Origin of the sequence: Streptomyces sp. NPDC058701, assembly GCF_042715295.1 — a bacterium.
Taxonomy (GTDB): domain Bacteria; phylum Actinomycetota; class Actinomycetes; order Streptomycetales; family Streptomycetaceae; genus Streptomyces.
This window is the reverse complement of sequence record NZ_JBHXSY010000018.1, coordinates 1-13,196: the sequence shown is the minus strand read 5'-3', so window position 1 is coordinate 13,196 and position 13,196 is coordinate 1. Positions and strand designations below refer to the sequence as shown.

The following is a 13,196-nucleotide window of genomic DNA, read 5'->3' as shown; positions in this document are numbered from 1 at the left end:
AGTGCGCCCACCACGCTGGGTGACGTCCATCACCGCGTGGCAGGGGGTTCTCGCATGCCAGGGGCCGGCACGTTTCGGGAAGACTTCGGGGCGTCCGTCGTCGTCGCGTTGGTCGCGCTACCCCTGTGTGTGGGGATCGCCGTCGCCTCCGGGGTTCCGGCGGAGCTGGGGATCGTCACCGGAGTGGTCGGCGGGCTGGTCACGGGGTGGTTCCGCGGGAGTTCGCTCCAGGTGAGCGGGCCCGCGGCCGGTCTCACCGTGCTCGTCTACGAGGCGGTGGGCGCGTACGGCCTGCCCGCGCTCGGGGTGCTCGTCCTGGCCGCCGGCGCCCTGCAGCTGGGCATGGGGGTGCTGCGCCTCGGGCGGTGGTTCCGGGCGATCTCCGTCGCCGTCGTGTACGGCATGCTCGCCGGGATCGGGCTCGTGCTGATCGCCGGACAGTTGTACGCCCTGGGCGGCGCCGGGGCCCCGGGCACGACCCTGGCGAAGTTCGGCGGGCTGCCGGAGCTGTTGGCGGGGGCCGACTGGGCCGCCGTGGCGCTCGGGGCCGGGACGGTCGCCGTCCTGGTGGGCTGGCGCCGGATGCCGGCCCGGCTGCGCCTCGTGCCGGGGGCGCTCGTCGCCGTGTTCGCCGCCACCGCCGTGGCGGCGGTGTGGCGGATGCCCGTCGAGAAGGTGCGGGTGACCGGGGTGCTGGAAGCGGTGTCCCCGCCCGGCTGGGGGGACTTCGGGGTGCTGGCCTCCTTCGGCGCGGCCGGGACCGTGGTCGCGCTGGCGCTGATCGCCTCCGCCGAGACGCTGTTCAGTGCCGCCGCCGTGGACCGCATGCACGACGGGCCGAGGACGGAGTACGACCGGGAGCTGATCGCCCAGGGGGTGGGCAACAGCGTGTGCGGGCTGCTGGGGGCGCTGCCCATGACGGCGGTGATCGTGCGCAGCGCCGCCAATGTGGAGGCCGGGGCGCGCACCCGGGCCTCGCGGGTGATGCACGGCGGCTGGCTGCTGCTGTTCGCCGTGGCCGTCCCCCGGGTGCTGGAGCTGGTTCCGCTGGCGGCGCTGGCGGGGGTGCTGCTGCACGCGGGCTGGAAGCTGCTGCCCGCGCGGGCGGTGGCCGCGCTGTGGCGCACGCACCGGGGCGAGGCGGTGGTGCTGGTGGCGACGGCGGTGTCGATCGTGGCGACGAACCTCTTCGAGGGGGTGCTGTTCGGGCTGGGGCTCGCCGTCGCCAAGGCGGCGTGGGAGACGTCCCACGTGCACATCGAGGAGGTCTGGGAGGGTGAGGTGCTGTGCGTGCGGGTCGTGGGGAACGCCAGTTTCCTGCGGCTGCCCAAGCTGCTCGACGCGCTGGACGCGCTGCCGCACGGGCCGGTCCGGCTCGACCTCGGCGGGCTGCGCCACCTCGACCACGCATGCCTGACCGCCCTGGAGGGGTGGGAGCGGCAGCGAACGCCGGTACCGGGCCGGGAGGGCGTCGTCTAGGGCGCCGATGTACTACGCGATCGCGAACGCCCGCCTGAGGGCTCTCGGTTCAGTTGTCAAGGGTCGGGCCGTGGCAGCGGTCGGGCTGTCCGACTGCGGGTGCGGCCGGCGGGTATGCCGTGCGGGGGAGGTGTGCCGGAGCGGACGCGCGGGCCGGTGGGGGGCGGGCGGCGGGCGCCCGCGGGTCAGATCCGGGATCTGAACTCGGCCCAGGGGGTGGGATCCAGGTCGTACTCCTCCCCCGCGGCCGAGTCCTCGCAGTACCAGGCGGTGCCGTCGATCCAGCCGCGCAGCCAGTCGGCAAGGCTGGGGCTGTCGAGGAACCAGGCGAGGTCGGGATCCCCCGGATTGGGGTCGAAAAGCAGGACTTGGGCACCCTCCGAACGGCAGTCGACGCACACCCACATCCCGCAGCCGAAGTCGGCCACCGGCAGCACGGCCTCCGGCCAGCGCCACCCGGACACCCGCTGTGCCTCGTACGTCCGCACGATCTCGCGCAGCGGCAGCAGCCCGTGCTCCGGGCCGAATCCGCCGTCTCCGACCCTGGTGTGGAGCCCGGCGAGCAGCGGGGGCAGGGCGAAGCCGAGTATGCGCTCGCTCCGGATGACCTCGTCGGTGTCCAGCGGTGCGGGCAGCGGTTCTCCGTCGTCCCGCGCGCAGTGGCGGACGTGGGCCGCGACTTGCTCCAGCAACTGCTCGGTCTCGTTCATGCGTTCATGGTGACCGACCCCACCGACAGTGCGCACACCCTGTGGATAACTCGGTCGAGTCCGACCGCGACCTGCGCGTCCGCCGGGGAGGGGTGGCCGCCGTGCCGGTCCTCGCCCCACCGGGCGACCGGGGTCAGCGGGCGGCGAACGGGGCGTCCGTCGGGACGATCTCGCGGCCCAGCGGGAGCAGGGAGAGCGGGACCATCTTGAAGTTGGCGATGCCGAAGGGGATGCCGATGATCGTGACGCACAGGGCGATGCCGGTGACGATGTGGCCCAGGGCGAGCCACCAGCCCGCCAGGACCAGCCACAGGACGTTGCCCACGCAGGACGGGGCGCCCGCGTCGCGCCGCTCGACCGTCGTGTAGCCGAAGGGCCAGAGGGCGTAGATCGCGATGCGGAAGGCGGCGATCCCGAAGGGGATGCCGATGATGGTGATGCAGAGCAGGACACCTGCCAGGACATAGCCCAGGAACAGCCAGATGCCGCTGAGCACGAGCCACATGACGTTCAGGATTGTCTTCACTGCCTACGGCCTGCCATCTGTTCGAGCCGGGCGATGCGCTCGGCCATCGGGGGGTGGGTGGAGAACATTCTGGAAAGCCCTTCTCCCGGGCGGAACGGGTTGGCGATCATCATGTGGCTCGCCGTCTCCAGCCGGGGCTCGGCGGGCAGCGGGAGCTGCTTGGTGCCCGCGTCGAGCTTGCGCAGGGCGCTGGCCAGGGCGAGCGGGTCGCCGGTGAGCTGGGCGCCCGAGGCGTCGGCCTCGTACTCGCGGGAGCGGCTGATCGCCAGCTGGATCACGGAGGCGGCCAGCGGGCCCAGGATCATGATCAGCAGCATGCCGAAGAGGCCGGGGCCCTCGTCGTCGTTGGACCGGCCGACCGGGATCAGCCAGGCGAAGTTGACCAGGAACATGATCACCGAGGCGAGTGCGCCGGCGACCGAGGAGATCAGGATGTCGCGGTTGTAGACGTGGCTCAGCTCGTGGCCGATGACCCCGCGCAGCTCGCGCTCGTCGAGGATGCGCAGGATGCCCTCGGTGCAGCAGACCGCGGCGTTGCGCGGGTTGCGGCCGGTCGCGAAGGCGTTGGGTGCCTCGGTCGGCGAGATGTAGAGCCGTGGCATGGGCTGGCGCGCGGACGTGGAGAGCTCGCGCACCATGCGGTAGAGATCGGGGGCCTCGAACTCGCTGACGGGGCGGGCGCGCATCGCGCGTAGAGCCAGCTTGTCGCTGTTCCAGTACGCGTACGCGTTCGTCCCGAGGGCGACCAGGACGGCGACGATCAGGCCGGTCCGTCCGAAGAAGCTTCCGATGACGATGATGAGTGCGGACATCCCGCCGAGGAGTACGGCGGTCTTGAGCCCGTTGTGCCGGCGGTGCACGGTACGCCCTCCAAGTGGTGCGGCAGGGGGACCCCGTCCAGGATCTGCGGATCGGAGGGCCTACGGTCCAGTGGACCCTCCCTTCCTGGTCAACGCCAGGTGGGGGCGTGGGGTTCCCAGGGCGCGCCGGGGTCGCCGCCCCCGCGGCCGGGGTGGCGGGGGCGGTACGGACGACGGCGGGGGTTGCTCCGTACGGGTTGCGGCCGGTGGGCGGACGCCGTGCGGGCGGCCCCCGGGCAAGCCGTACGGGTCGGCGGCGGGCCTACTGGGGGAAGAGCGATCCCGATGCGAAGCGCAGGACCAGCTGCGGGGCACCGGAGAGCACCACCGCGGTCGCGGCGGTGAGCACGATCGCGGTGGTCACCGGCCACGGGGCCCGCGCGGGTGCGGTGGCCGGTGGTCCGGCCGGCGTGCCGGCGGGCCCGGCGGCGGTTTCCGGCGCGCGGAACAGGAGCGCGGTCCAGCGCAGGTAGTAGTACAGGGCGAGGACGACGTTGACCGCCATGACGACGGCCAGCCAGCCCAGGCCCGCGTCGACCGCGGACCGGAAGACGGTGACCTTGGCGAAGAGGCCGATGAGGCCCGGCGGCAGGCCGGCCAGGCAGAGCAGGAAGAAGGCCAGCGAGAGGGCGGCGAGGGGGCGCTCGGCGTACAGGCCCCGGTAGTCGCTGATCCGGTGGAGCGGCTTGGTGCGGGCGACCAGCGCGGCGACGGCGAAGGCGCCGAGGTTCACGGCCGCGTACATGAGGGCGTACGCGACGGTGGCGCCGATCTGGTCGCGCTCGGAGTACGCGGCGGCCGCGATCGGGACCAGCAGGTAGCCGGCCTGGCCGACCGAGGACCAGGCGAGGAGGCGTACGGCGCTGTTCGGCCGGTCGGCGGACTGTCGCAGGGCGGCGGCGTTGCCGAGGGTCATGGTGAGGGCGGCGAGGACGGCGAGGGCCGGACCCCAGATGTCGGAGTACGCCGGGAAGGCGATCACCGTCACGAGGATGAGGCCGGTGAAGCCGACGGCCTTGCCGATCACCGAGAGGTAGCCCGCGATGGGCAGGGGGGCGCCTACGTACGTGTCGGGGACCCAGAAGTGGAAGGGGACGGCCGCGGTCTTGAAGGCGAAGCCGACGAGGGTGAGCGCGACGCCGGCCATGGCGAGGGTGTCGAGCTGCCCGGGGACGTCTTCGAGACGGTCGGCGACCTGGCTGAGGTGCAGGGATCCGGTGGCGGCGTAGACGAAGCTGACGCCCATCAGGGACACGGCGGTGGCGGTGACGGAGGACAGGAAGAACTTGAGGGCGGCCTCGGAGGAGAGCCGGTCGCCGCGGCGCATGCCGACGAGGGCGAAGGCGGGCAGCGAGGCGACTTCGAGGGCGACGATCAGGGTCGCGAGGTCGCGGGAGGCGGGCAGCAGGGCCGCGCCGGCGGCGGAGGAGAGCAGCAGGAACCAGTACTCGCCGGCCGGCATGCGCGCGTCGCGGACGGCGGTGACCGACAGCAGTGCGGTGACCAGGGCGCCGGCCAGGACCAGGAACTGGACGACGAGCGCGAAGTGGTCGGCCGTGTAGCTGCAGGCGGCCGGGTCGCCGGTGAGGCAGAAGGTGGTGCGGTCTCCGGCGCGCAGCGGCAGCAGGGTGGCGGTCGCGGCGGCGAGGCCGGCCACGGAGACCCAGCCGAGGACGCCCTTGCGGTACTCCGGCACGAAGAGGTCGGCGACCAGCACGGCCAGGCCGACGGCGGCGGTGATGACGACGGGCGCGATGGCGAGCCAGTCGACGGACTGGACCAGGTTCGGGGTCTCGGCGGCGAGGACCGCGAGGGCCGTCATGAGGTGCCTCCTGCGAGGAGCTTCTGGACGGCCGGGTCGGTGAGGCCGAGGAGGACCGCGGGCCACAGGCCGGCGAGGACGGTGAGGGCGGCGAGCGGGGTCCAGGCGGCGAACTCGTAGCGCTGGACGTCCGCGACGGCGAGTTCGGGTCCGGCCTTCGGGTCGCCCATGCAGACGCGGCGCACGACGATCAGGAGGTACGCGGCGGTGAGCAGGGTGCCGAACGCGCCGACGGCCGTGTAGGTGAGGAACGCGGGGCGCGGCAGCCCGCCTGCCGGGTCGAAGGCGCCGAACAGGGCCAGCATCTCGCCCCAGAAGCCGGCCAGGCCGGGCAGGCCGAGGGAGGCGACGGCCGCGAAGGCGAGGAGCGCGCCGAAGCGGGGGGCGCGGCCGTAGAGGGCGGCGCCGGTGGCTCCGGCGAGGGTGTCGAGGTCGGCGGTGCCGTAGCGGTCCTTGAGGGCGCCGACCAGGAAGAAGAGGAGGCCGGTGATCAGACCGTGGGCGATGTTGGCGAAGAGCGCTCCGTTGACGCCGGTGGGGGTCATCGACGCGATGCCGAGGAGCACGAAGCCCATGTGCCCGACGGAGGAGTACGCGATGAGGCGCTTGAGGTCGCCCTTGCCGCCCTTGCGGGCCAGCGCGAGGCAGGCGAGGGAGCCGTAGACGATGCCGACGGCGGCGAAGGCGCCCAGGTAGGGGGCGAACGCGGCCATGCCGTCGGGGGTGACGGGGATCAGGATGCGGACGAACCCGTACGTGCCCATCTTCAGCAGGACGCCGGCCAGCAGGACGGAGCCGACCGTGGGGGCGGCGGTGTGGGCGTCCGGGAGCCAGCTGTGCAGCGGCCACATCGGGGTCTTCACGGCGAGGCCGATCCCGACGGCGAGGACGGCCAGGAGCTGGGTGGTGCGGGTCAGTTCGCGGCCGTTGTCAGAGGCGAGTGCCACCATGTCGAAGGTGCCGCTCTTCAGTCCGATGAGCAGCAGGCCGAGCAGCATGACGACGGAGCCGAGGAGGGTGTAGAGGATGAACTTCCAGGCGGCGGCCTGCCTCTGAGCACCGCCCCAGCGGGCGATGAGGAAGTACATCGGGATGAGGACCATCTCGAAGGCGAGGAAGAAGAGCAGCAGGTCGAGGACGGCGAAGGTCGCGAGGGTGCCGGACTCCAGGACGAGCAGCAGGGCGACGAAGGCCTTCGGGGAGGGGCCTACGGGGAGCTTGAAGTAGCTGTAGAGCGCGCAGAGGAAGAACAGCAGCGCGGTCATCAGGAGGAGGGGGAGCGAGATGCCGTCGACGCCGAGGTGGATCCGGACGTTCAGCGCCTGGATCCAGCTGATGTCCGTCGTCGCCTGGAAGCGTGACGGAACGTCGTGGTCGAAGCCCAGGGCGAGGGCGACGGCCGCGGCGAGGATCACGCCGGTGACGGTCACGCCGTGGCGCAGCACGGCTTGTTCGGGGCCGCGGCCCCTGAGCCCGGGCGGGGCGGGCAGGAGCGCCGCGGCGGCGCCGAGGAGCGGTGCGGCCACGACGAACGCCAGAAGGAACTGCATCACGGACGGGCTGATATCAATCACGGCTGACTCACGGCTCACGATCCGGCGTTGACGTTGGCGAGGACGGCGGTGGCGATCGCCAGGACCACGGCTCCGGCGAGCAGGGCGCTCAGATAGCTCTGCACGTTGCCGGTCTGGGCGCGGCGCACGAGGCCGCCGAGCAGCCTGGCGCCGGTGCCCGCGCCGCGGACGTACGTGTCCACGACCTCGCGGTCGAGGAACCGGACGAGGCTCGCGGCCGCGCGGACGGGGCGGACGAACAGCCGGTCGTAGACGGCGTCGAGGTGGAAGCCGTCGGCGGCGTGGCGGTGGAGCGGGCCGAGGAGCGCCCGTCCGGGGTCGGCGGCGGGTCCCGCGGGGACGGCGGGGTGGGTGTGGGCGACCTCCGCGACCTCGGGCGTCTCGGCCGCGGACTCGGCGGCGGCGGTCGCGGCGGACACCGTCGCGGCGACGGCGGCGGGCTGTTCGGTGCCGGGGGCGGCCGCGGTTCCGGCCGTGGGGGCCGCCCCGGGGCCGGCCGCGGCCGCGGCCGCCGGGCCGATCGCGGCGGGGGCGCTGGCGGCCTTGGCGGTGGCGCGCTGCCAGAGGGCGTACGTGAGCATCGCGCCGATGGCGGCGGCGCCCGTGCCGAGGATCGAGGTGGCCACAGTGGGGGTGAGCTCCCCGCCGTCGAACCAGTCGGCGAGGGTGCCCGCCGCGAGGCCGAAGCCGACCGAGGGGATGGCCAGCAGCCACAGCACGCCGGTCATGGCGAGGGGCTCCTTGCCGTGGTCGGGGGCCTCGGCGCCCCGGCCGCGGAAGGCCATGAGCCACAGCCGGGTGGCGTAGGCGGCGGTGAGCAGGGCGGTCAGCACGCCGGCGACCAGCACCAGCCAGCCGGCGGCGCTGGGGGCGAACTCCGAGTGGCCGGTGGCGGCGTGCTCGGCGGCGACGAGGACGGCTTCCTTGGAGAAGAAGCCGGCGAAGGGCGGGACGGCGGCGAGGGCGAGCAGCGCGATCGTCATCGTCCAGAAGGCGTCGGGGATGCGCCGGGCGAGTCCGCTCGTCCGCGACATGGCGGCGAGGGAGTTCGTGCCGGCGGCGTGGATGATCACGCCCGCGCCGAGGAACAGCAGCGCCTTGAAGGCGCCGTGGGACAGGAGGTGGAAGACGGCCGCTCCGCGGTCGCCGACGGCCAGGGCGCCGGTCATGTAACCGAGCTGGCCGATCGTGGAATAGGCGAGGACGCGCTTGATGTCGTCCTGCGCGAGGGCGGCGAGGCCGGAGCCGATCATGGTGACGGCCGCCATGACGGCCATGACCACCAGCGCGGCCCGGGAGGCCGCGAAGACCGGCAGGAGGCGGGCGACGAAGTACACGCCGGCGGCCACCATCGTCGCGGCGTGGATCAGTGCGGAGACCGGGGTGGGGCCCGCCATGGCGTCGGGGAGCCAGGTGTGCAGCGGGAACTGCGCGGACTTGCCCGCGACGCCGGCCAGGAGCAGCAGGGCGATCAGCGTCGGGTGGTCGAGGCCGCCCGTGGCCACGGTGTCGAGGATCTTGGTGATCTGGAACGAACCGGCGTCGGTGGCGAGCGCGAACAGGCCGATCAGGAAGGGGACGTCGCCGAGCTTGGTGACGAGGAAGGCCTTCAGGGAGGCGGAGCGGGCCGCCTCGGTCTCCCAGTAGTGGCCGACGAGGAAGTACGAGCAGATGCCCATGACCTCCCAGCCGACGAGCAGCACCATCAGGTCGCCGGAGTAGACGACGAGCAGCATGGCGGAGGTGAACAGGGAGACCAGGGCCGCGTACGACGGGTAGCGCGGGTCCTCGCGGAGGTACGCCGTCGAGTAGAGCTGGACGCAGGTGGCGACGAGCGTGACCAGCACGGCGACCAGCACGGCGAAGCCGTCCAGGTAGAGCGACAGCTCGATCGGCACCGAGCCGGTCGGGGTCAGCTCGGTCGCGGCGCCGATCGGCCGGCCGCCGCCCTGGCGGAGGGCGACGAGTACGGCCAGGACACCGGCGGCCAGTGTGGGGAGGATGGCGAGGGGCCGTACGAAGCCGGGGGCGCCGCGGCCGACGAACAGTCCCGCCACCGCGCCCAGGAAGGGCAGGAGGGGGACGAGTACGGCGAGGGTCGTGGTGCTCACGCGGCGACCTCCGGCCGTGCGGTGCCGGTGCCGGCGGCGTGGTCGGTGCCGGTGGCGGCGGACCGGTCGGGTTCGTGTCCTTCGGCGGTGTCGCGCAGCCGGTCGACGTCAGAGCTGCCCCGGTTGCGGTAGACCATCAGCACGATCGCGAGACCGATGCCGATCTCGGCGGCGGCGATGGCGATGGTGAAGAGGGTCAGGGTTTGGCCGGCGTGCAGGGCGTCGCGCAGCCACACGTCGAAGGCCACCAGGTTGAGGTTGACGGCGTTGAGCATCAGCTCGACGGACATCAGGACCAGGATGGCGTTGCGGCGGGCCAGGACTCCGTAGAGGCCCGTGCAGAAGAGGAGCGCCGCGAGGACGGCGGGGTAGGCGAGGTGCATCAGCGCCGGCCCTTCTTGTCGCCCGGCCCGGCCGGGGTGGCGGGGCCGGCGGGGTCGGCGGGGTCGTTCCTTCGGGACAGCACGATGGCGCCGATCAGGGCCGCGAGGAGCAGGACGGACAGCGCCTCGAAGGGCAGCACCCAGTGCTGGAAGAGGATCTCGCCGGAGACCTTCGTGGAGCCCTGGACCGGGCCGTCGAGGTCGATCCACGTCGTGCGGAAAGCGTCGACGACGACCCAGACGAGTGCGACGGCGGCGATGACCGCGACGCCGAGGGCGACCGGCCGGTTGCCGGAGTCCGCGTCCGGGGAGCGGCCGATGGGGGCCTTGGTGAGCATCAGCCCGAAGAGGAGGAGGACGACCACGGAGCCGAGGTAGATCAGGACCTGGACCCAGGCGATGAACTCGGCGGTCAGCAGCAGGTACTCGACGGCGATGCCGCCGAGCGCGACGACGAGCCAGAGGGCGGCGTGCACCAGCTGTTTGGTGGTGACCGTGACGAGGGCCGCGCCGAGCGTGGCGAGGCCGACGAGGACGAAGGCGATCTCGACGCCGGTCGGTGACAGGAAGCCGGGTGCCTGCGCGGCGGCGGGCACGGCCGGCGCGGTGGTGGCGCCGAAGGCGGTGGCGGCTGCGGCAGCGAAGTGGGCGGTGAACATCAGGCGGTACCTCCCGCCGGGGCGTCGGGTTCGTCGGGGGCGTCGGACCCGCTGCCGGTTCCCGGGCGGGGGGCGCTCCCGGGTGCGGGTCCCGTGCCGGGAGCGGTTCCGGGGGCGGCGTCGCTCCCGGAGCCGGGGGCGTCGGGCTCGGGTCCCGGGGCGGCGGGACCGGTACCGGGGGCCGGGGGCGTACCGGGAGGGCTCGTACCTGCCGGCGGGGTGGGGCTGGTGCCGGTGCCCGTGCCGGGGGCCGGATCGGGAGCGGGGCCCGTGCCGGGGGCCGGGGCGGGGCCAGTGCCGGGGGCCGGGGCGGGAGCGGGTCCCGTGCCAGGAGCCGGATCGGGAGCGGGGCCCGTGCCGGGGGCCGGGGCGGGAGCCGGGGCGGGAGCCGGGGCGGGGCCCGTGCCGGGGGCCGGGGCGGGAGCAGCCGGGCTCGGGGCGGCCGGGGCCGGGCTCGGGGGCGAGGGGTAGGTGCCGGGGGTGGGGGTGGCCGGTGTGGCGGCGGCTTCGGCCTTTTCCACCGCCTTGCGGGCGGCCGCGAGTTCCTTCGGCTCCTCGGCCGCCGGGTCCAGCGCGGGCGGGGCCGGGACCGTCCACATCCACTCGCGGAGTTTGTCCCGCTCGTGGGTCAGCTCGTGGATGTCGGTCTCCGCGTACTCGAACTCCGGCGACCAGAACAGGGCGTCGAAGGGGCACACCTCGATGCAGATGCCGCAGTACATGCAGAGGGAGAAGTCGATGGCGAAGCGGTCGAGGACGTTGCGGCTGCGCTCGCGGCCACCGGGGGTGGACGCCGGCACCGTCTCCTTGTGGGAGTCGATGTAGATGCACCAGTCGGGGCACTCCCGGGCGCAGAGCATGCAGACCGTGCAGTTCTCCTCGAACAGGCCGATGACCCCGCGGGAACGGGGCGGGAGTTCGGGCTGGACCTCGGGGTACTGGGCGGTGTGCGAGCGCTTCGTCATCGTGCGCAGCGTCACGGCCAGGCCCTTGGCGAGGCCGGATCCGGGGATGGGCATCAGTTGATCGCCACCTTCACGATGCCGGTGAGCGCGATCTGGGCGAGCGCGAGGGGGATGAGTACGGTCCAGGCGAGCTTCTGGAGCTGGTCCTCGCGCAGGCGCGGGTAGCTGACCCGGAGCCAGATCACGACGAACGCCAGGACCGCGACCTTGAGCAGGGTCCAGACCCAGCCGAGGTCCTCGGCGCCGAAGGGTCCGTGCCAGCCGCCGAGGAAGAGGACGGTGGTGAGGCCGCAGAGGACGACGATGCCGGCGTACTCGGCGAGGAGGAACAGTGCGAAGCGCAGGCCGGTGTACTCGGTGTACGCACCGAAGATGATCTCGGAGTCGGCGACGGGCATGTCGAAGGGGGGCCGCTGCAGTTCGGCCAGGCCGGCGATGAAGAAGACGAGCGCGCCGACGATCTGCCAGGGCAGCCACCACCACTCGAAGGCCTCGACGATGCCGGGGAGGGAGACCGTCCCGGCGGCCATGGCGACGGAGGCGGCGGCGAGCAGCATGGGAAGCTCGTAGGCGAGCAGCTGGGCCGCGGTGCGGAGGCCGCCGAGCAGGGAGAACTTGTTGGCGGAGGCCCAGCCGGCCATCAGGGAGCCGAGGACTCCGACGCCCATGACGGCGAGCGCGAAGAACACCCCCGCATCGATGACCTGGCCGACCGCGCCCTCCCCCGGCCCGATCGGAATGGCGAGGAGGACGAGGAGGTACGGGAGCAGGGCGACGGCGGGTGCCAGTTGGAAGATCCGGCGGTCGGCGTTGGCCGGGACGATGTCTTCCTTCTGCGCGAACTTCACGCCGTCGGCGACGAGCTGGGCCCAGCCGTGGAAGCCGCCGGCGTACATGGGGCCGAGCCGGCCCTGCATGTGGGCCATCACCTTGTGCTCGGCCTGCCCGACGACGAGCGGGAGCACGAGGAAGACGGCGAAGACGACGATCAGCCGCAGGGCGACGTCGAGGACGTCGTTCACGCGTCGCCTCCGTTGTCGGGGGTGGGTTCGGTACGGGATGACGTGCCGTCGGGCTCGGCGGGGTCCGCTGCCGCCGGGGGCTCGGCCGGGGCGGAGCGGCGCGCGGCGGCCCCGTCCTCGCCGCCGTCTCCGTCCCCGTCCGGGGCCTCGGTCCGCGGCGCGGCGGCAGGTGCCGGGTCGGACGGTGCCTCGTCCGCCGGGGGTCCGGCGGGGCGCGGCGGGTCGGCGGCGCGGGGCGGGTCGGCCGGCGGCTCCGCGAACGCGGGCTTCGGGTCGTGCCAGGGGGCGTCCGGGCTCCGGGGCGCCGACCGCCTCGGAGTCTCCGTGCCGGGGGCGGCCTGACTCACCGAGCCGTCGCCCGCGGAACGGGAGCGCCGCGGCGGGCGGGCCGCGCCGGGGGCGGGCGCGGCCGGGGCCGAGCCAGCGGCCGGGGCAGGGGCGCCGGGGTCCGGCGTCGGGCCCGCGGTGTCCGGCTGCGGCGCCGTCGCAGCGGCCTGACTCACCGAGCCGTCACCCGCCGAACGGGAGCGCCGCGGCGGGCGCGCGGCATCGGGGGCGGAGGCGGGCGCGGCCGCAGAGGCCTGGCTCGCCGAGCCCTCCGCGGCCGAGCGGGAGCGCCGGGCGGGGCGGGCCGCGCCGGCGGCGGGCCCGGTCGGCGCACCGCCGGAGGTCGGCGCCGCCCCGGGGGTAGCCGATCCGGCGGCCGGGCCCCCGCCAGGGGTAGCCGCCGTGCCGGGGGTGTCCGCCGAAGCGTCGGGGGTTCCCGCCGCGCCGGCGGCAGCCTCCCCACCGGGGGCAGCCGCGCCGGGAGTCGGGGCCGCGCCGGAGGTCGCCGCACCGGGGCCGGTCGCCGCGTCAGGGGTGCCCGCCGCGCCGCGCGTCGCCGCGCCGGGGCCGGTCACCGCGTCAGGGCCGGTCACCGCGTCAGGCGTCCGCGCCACCCCGGACGCCGGGGCCGCGCCGGGAGTCGGCGGCGCGCCCGTGGTGCGGGAGGCCGGGCCGTCGGCGGCGGGCGTGCGGGTGCGGCGGGCCGGGAAGGCGGTGACCGTCCGGACGGCGGCCGACCTGTTCCTCGAATAGCTCGG

Annotated in this window: 11 protein-coding genes and 1 pseudogene; 1 reads left to right on the top strand and 11 read right to left on the bottom strand. The window is 74.2% G+C overall.

Annotated features, from left to right (window positions below):
• Positions 1 to 54 precede the first annotated feature (54 nt).
• On the top strand, positions 55 to 1,479 hold the full coding sequence (locus tag ACFWW8_RS20370) for a SulP family inorganic anion transporter (protein ID WP_386530375.1): 1,425 nt from the start codon (positions 55 to 57) through the stop codon (positions 1,477 to 1,479).
• Between the two features lie 185 nt (positions 1,480 to 1,664).
• On the opposite strand, the gene ACFWW8_RS20365 is transcribed toward ACFWW8_RS20370, so the two are convergent.
• The 11 genes and pseudogenes from ACFWW8_RS20365 to ACFWW8_RS20315 all read right to left on the bottom strand — a co-directional run.
• Positions 1,665 to 2,189, bottom strand: coding sequence for an SMI1/KNR4 family protein (locus ACFWW8_RS20365; RefSeq protein ID WP_386530374.1), 525 nt, complete (start codon positions 2,187 to 2,189; stop codon positions 1,665 to 1,667).
• A gap of 133 nt (positions 2,190 to 2,322) precedes the next feature.
• On the bottom strand, positions 2,323 to 2,715 hold the full coding sequence (locus ACFWW8_RS20360) for a YccF domain-containing protein (protein WP_386530373.1): 393 nt from the start codon (positions 2,713 to 2,715) through the stop codon (positions 2,323 to 2,325).
• A complete protein-coding gene (gene htpX, locus ACFWW8_RS20355) occupies positions 2,712 to 3,575 on the bottom strand; it encodes a zinc metalloprotease HtpX (protein ID WP_386530372.1) in 864 nt (287 codons plus the stop codon). The genes ACFWW8_RS20360 and htpX overlap by 4 nt, the downstream gene beginning before the upstream one ends.
• 262 nt (positions 3,576 to 3,837) lie before the next feature.
• Entirely contained in the window at positions 3,838 to 5,397 is a 1,560-nt protein-coding gene (locus tag ACFWW8_RS20350; RefSeq protein WP_386530371.1) for an NADH-quinone oxidoreductase subunit N, read from the bottom strand.
• Positions 5,394 to 6,947 carry a NuoM family protein gene (locus tag ACFWW8_RS20345; RefSeq protein WP_386530462.1) on the bottom strand — a complete coding sequence of 518 codons (1,554 nt, stop codon included), beginning with the start codon at positions 6,945 to 6,947 and terminating at the stop codon, positions 5,394 to 5,396. The genes ACFWW8_RS20350 and ACFWW8_RS20345 overlap by 4 nt, the downstream gene beginning before the upstream one ends.
• Positions 6,948 to 6,985: 38 nt before the next feature.
• Positions 6,986 to 9,082, bottom strand: coding sequence for an NADH-quinone oxidoreductase subunit L (locus ACFWW8_RS20340; protein ID WP_386530370.1), 2,097 nt, complete (start codon positions 9,080 to 9,082; stop codon positions 6,986 to 6,988).
• On the bottom strand, positions 9,079 to 9,465 hold the full coding sequence (gene nuoK, locus ACFWW8_RS20335) for an NADH-quinone oxidoreductase subunit NuoK (protein ID WP_386530369.1): 387 nt from the start codon (positions 9,463 to 9,465) through the stop codon (positions 9,079 to 9,081). Before nuoK ends, ACFWW8_RS20340 begins: the two co-directional genes overlap by 4 nt.
• Positions 9,465 to 10,124 (bottom strand): NADH-quinone oxidoreductase subunit J, encoded by a 660-nt coding sequence (locus ACFWW8_RS20330; RefSeq protein ID WP_386530368.1) that lies wholly within the window; start codon positions 10,122 to 10,124, stop codon positions 9,465 to 9,467. The genes nuoK and ACFWW8_RS20330 overlap by 1 nt, the downstream gene beginning before the upstream one ends.
• Complete coding sequence (locus ACFWW8_RS20325; RefSeq protein ID WP_386530367.1) at positions 10,124 to 11,143, bottom strand: 4Fe-4S binding protein; 1,020 nt, start codon at positions 11,141 to 11,143, stop codon at positions 10,124 to 10,126. The genes ACFWW8_RS20330 and ACFWW8_RS20325 overlap by 1 nt, the downstream gene beginning before the upstream one ends.
• Positions 11,143 to 12,111 (bottom strand): NADH-quinone oxidoreductase subunit H, encoded by a 969-nt coding sequence (locus tag ACFWW8_RS20320; RefSeq protein WP_386530366.1) that lies wholly within the window; start codon positions 12,109 to 12,111, stop codon positions 11,143 to 11,145. The genes ACFWW8_RS20325 and ACFWW8_RS20320 overlap by 1 nt, the downstream gene beginning before the upstream one ends.
• Positions 12,108 to 13,196, bottom strand: a pseudogene (locus ACFWW8_RS20315) (hypothetical protein); the annotation flags it as partial. The pseudogene ACFWW8_RS20315 and the gene ACFWW8_RS20320, both read right to left, overlap by 4 nt.

Coding starts and splice junctions, on each gene's coding strand:
- ACFWW8_RS20370 (WP_386530375.1), top strand. CDS start 55: ATGCCAGGGGCCGGCACGTTTCGGGAAGACTTCGGGGCGTCCGTCGTC.
- ACFWW8_RS20350 (WP_386530371.1), bottom strand. CDS start 5,397: ATGACGGCCCTCGCGGTCCTCGCCGCCGAGACCCCGAACCTGGTCCAG.
- ACFWW8_RS20365 (WP_386530374.1), bottom strand. CDS start 2,189: ATGAACGAGACCGAGCAGTTGCTGGAGCAAGTCGCGGCCCACGTCCGC.
- ACFWW8_RS20345 (WP_386530462.1), bottom strand. CDS start 6,947: ATGCAGTTCCTTCTGGCGTTCGTCGTGGCCGCACCGCTCCTCGGCGCC.
- ACFWW8_RS20330 (WP_386530368.1), bottom strand. CDS start 10,124: ATGTTCACCGCCCACTTCGCTGCCGCAGCCGCCACCGCCTTCGGCGCC.
- ACFWW8_RS20325 (WP_386530367.1), bottom strand. CDS start 11,143: ATGCCCATCCCCGGATCCGGCCTCGCCAAGGGCCTGGCCGTGACGCTG.
- nuoK (WP_386530369.1), bottom strand. CDS start 9,465: ATGCACCTCGCCTACCCCGCCGTCCTCGCGGCGCTCCTCTTCTGCACG.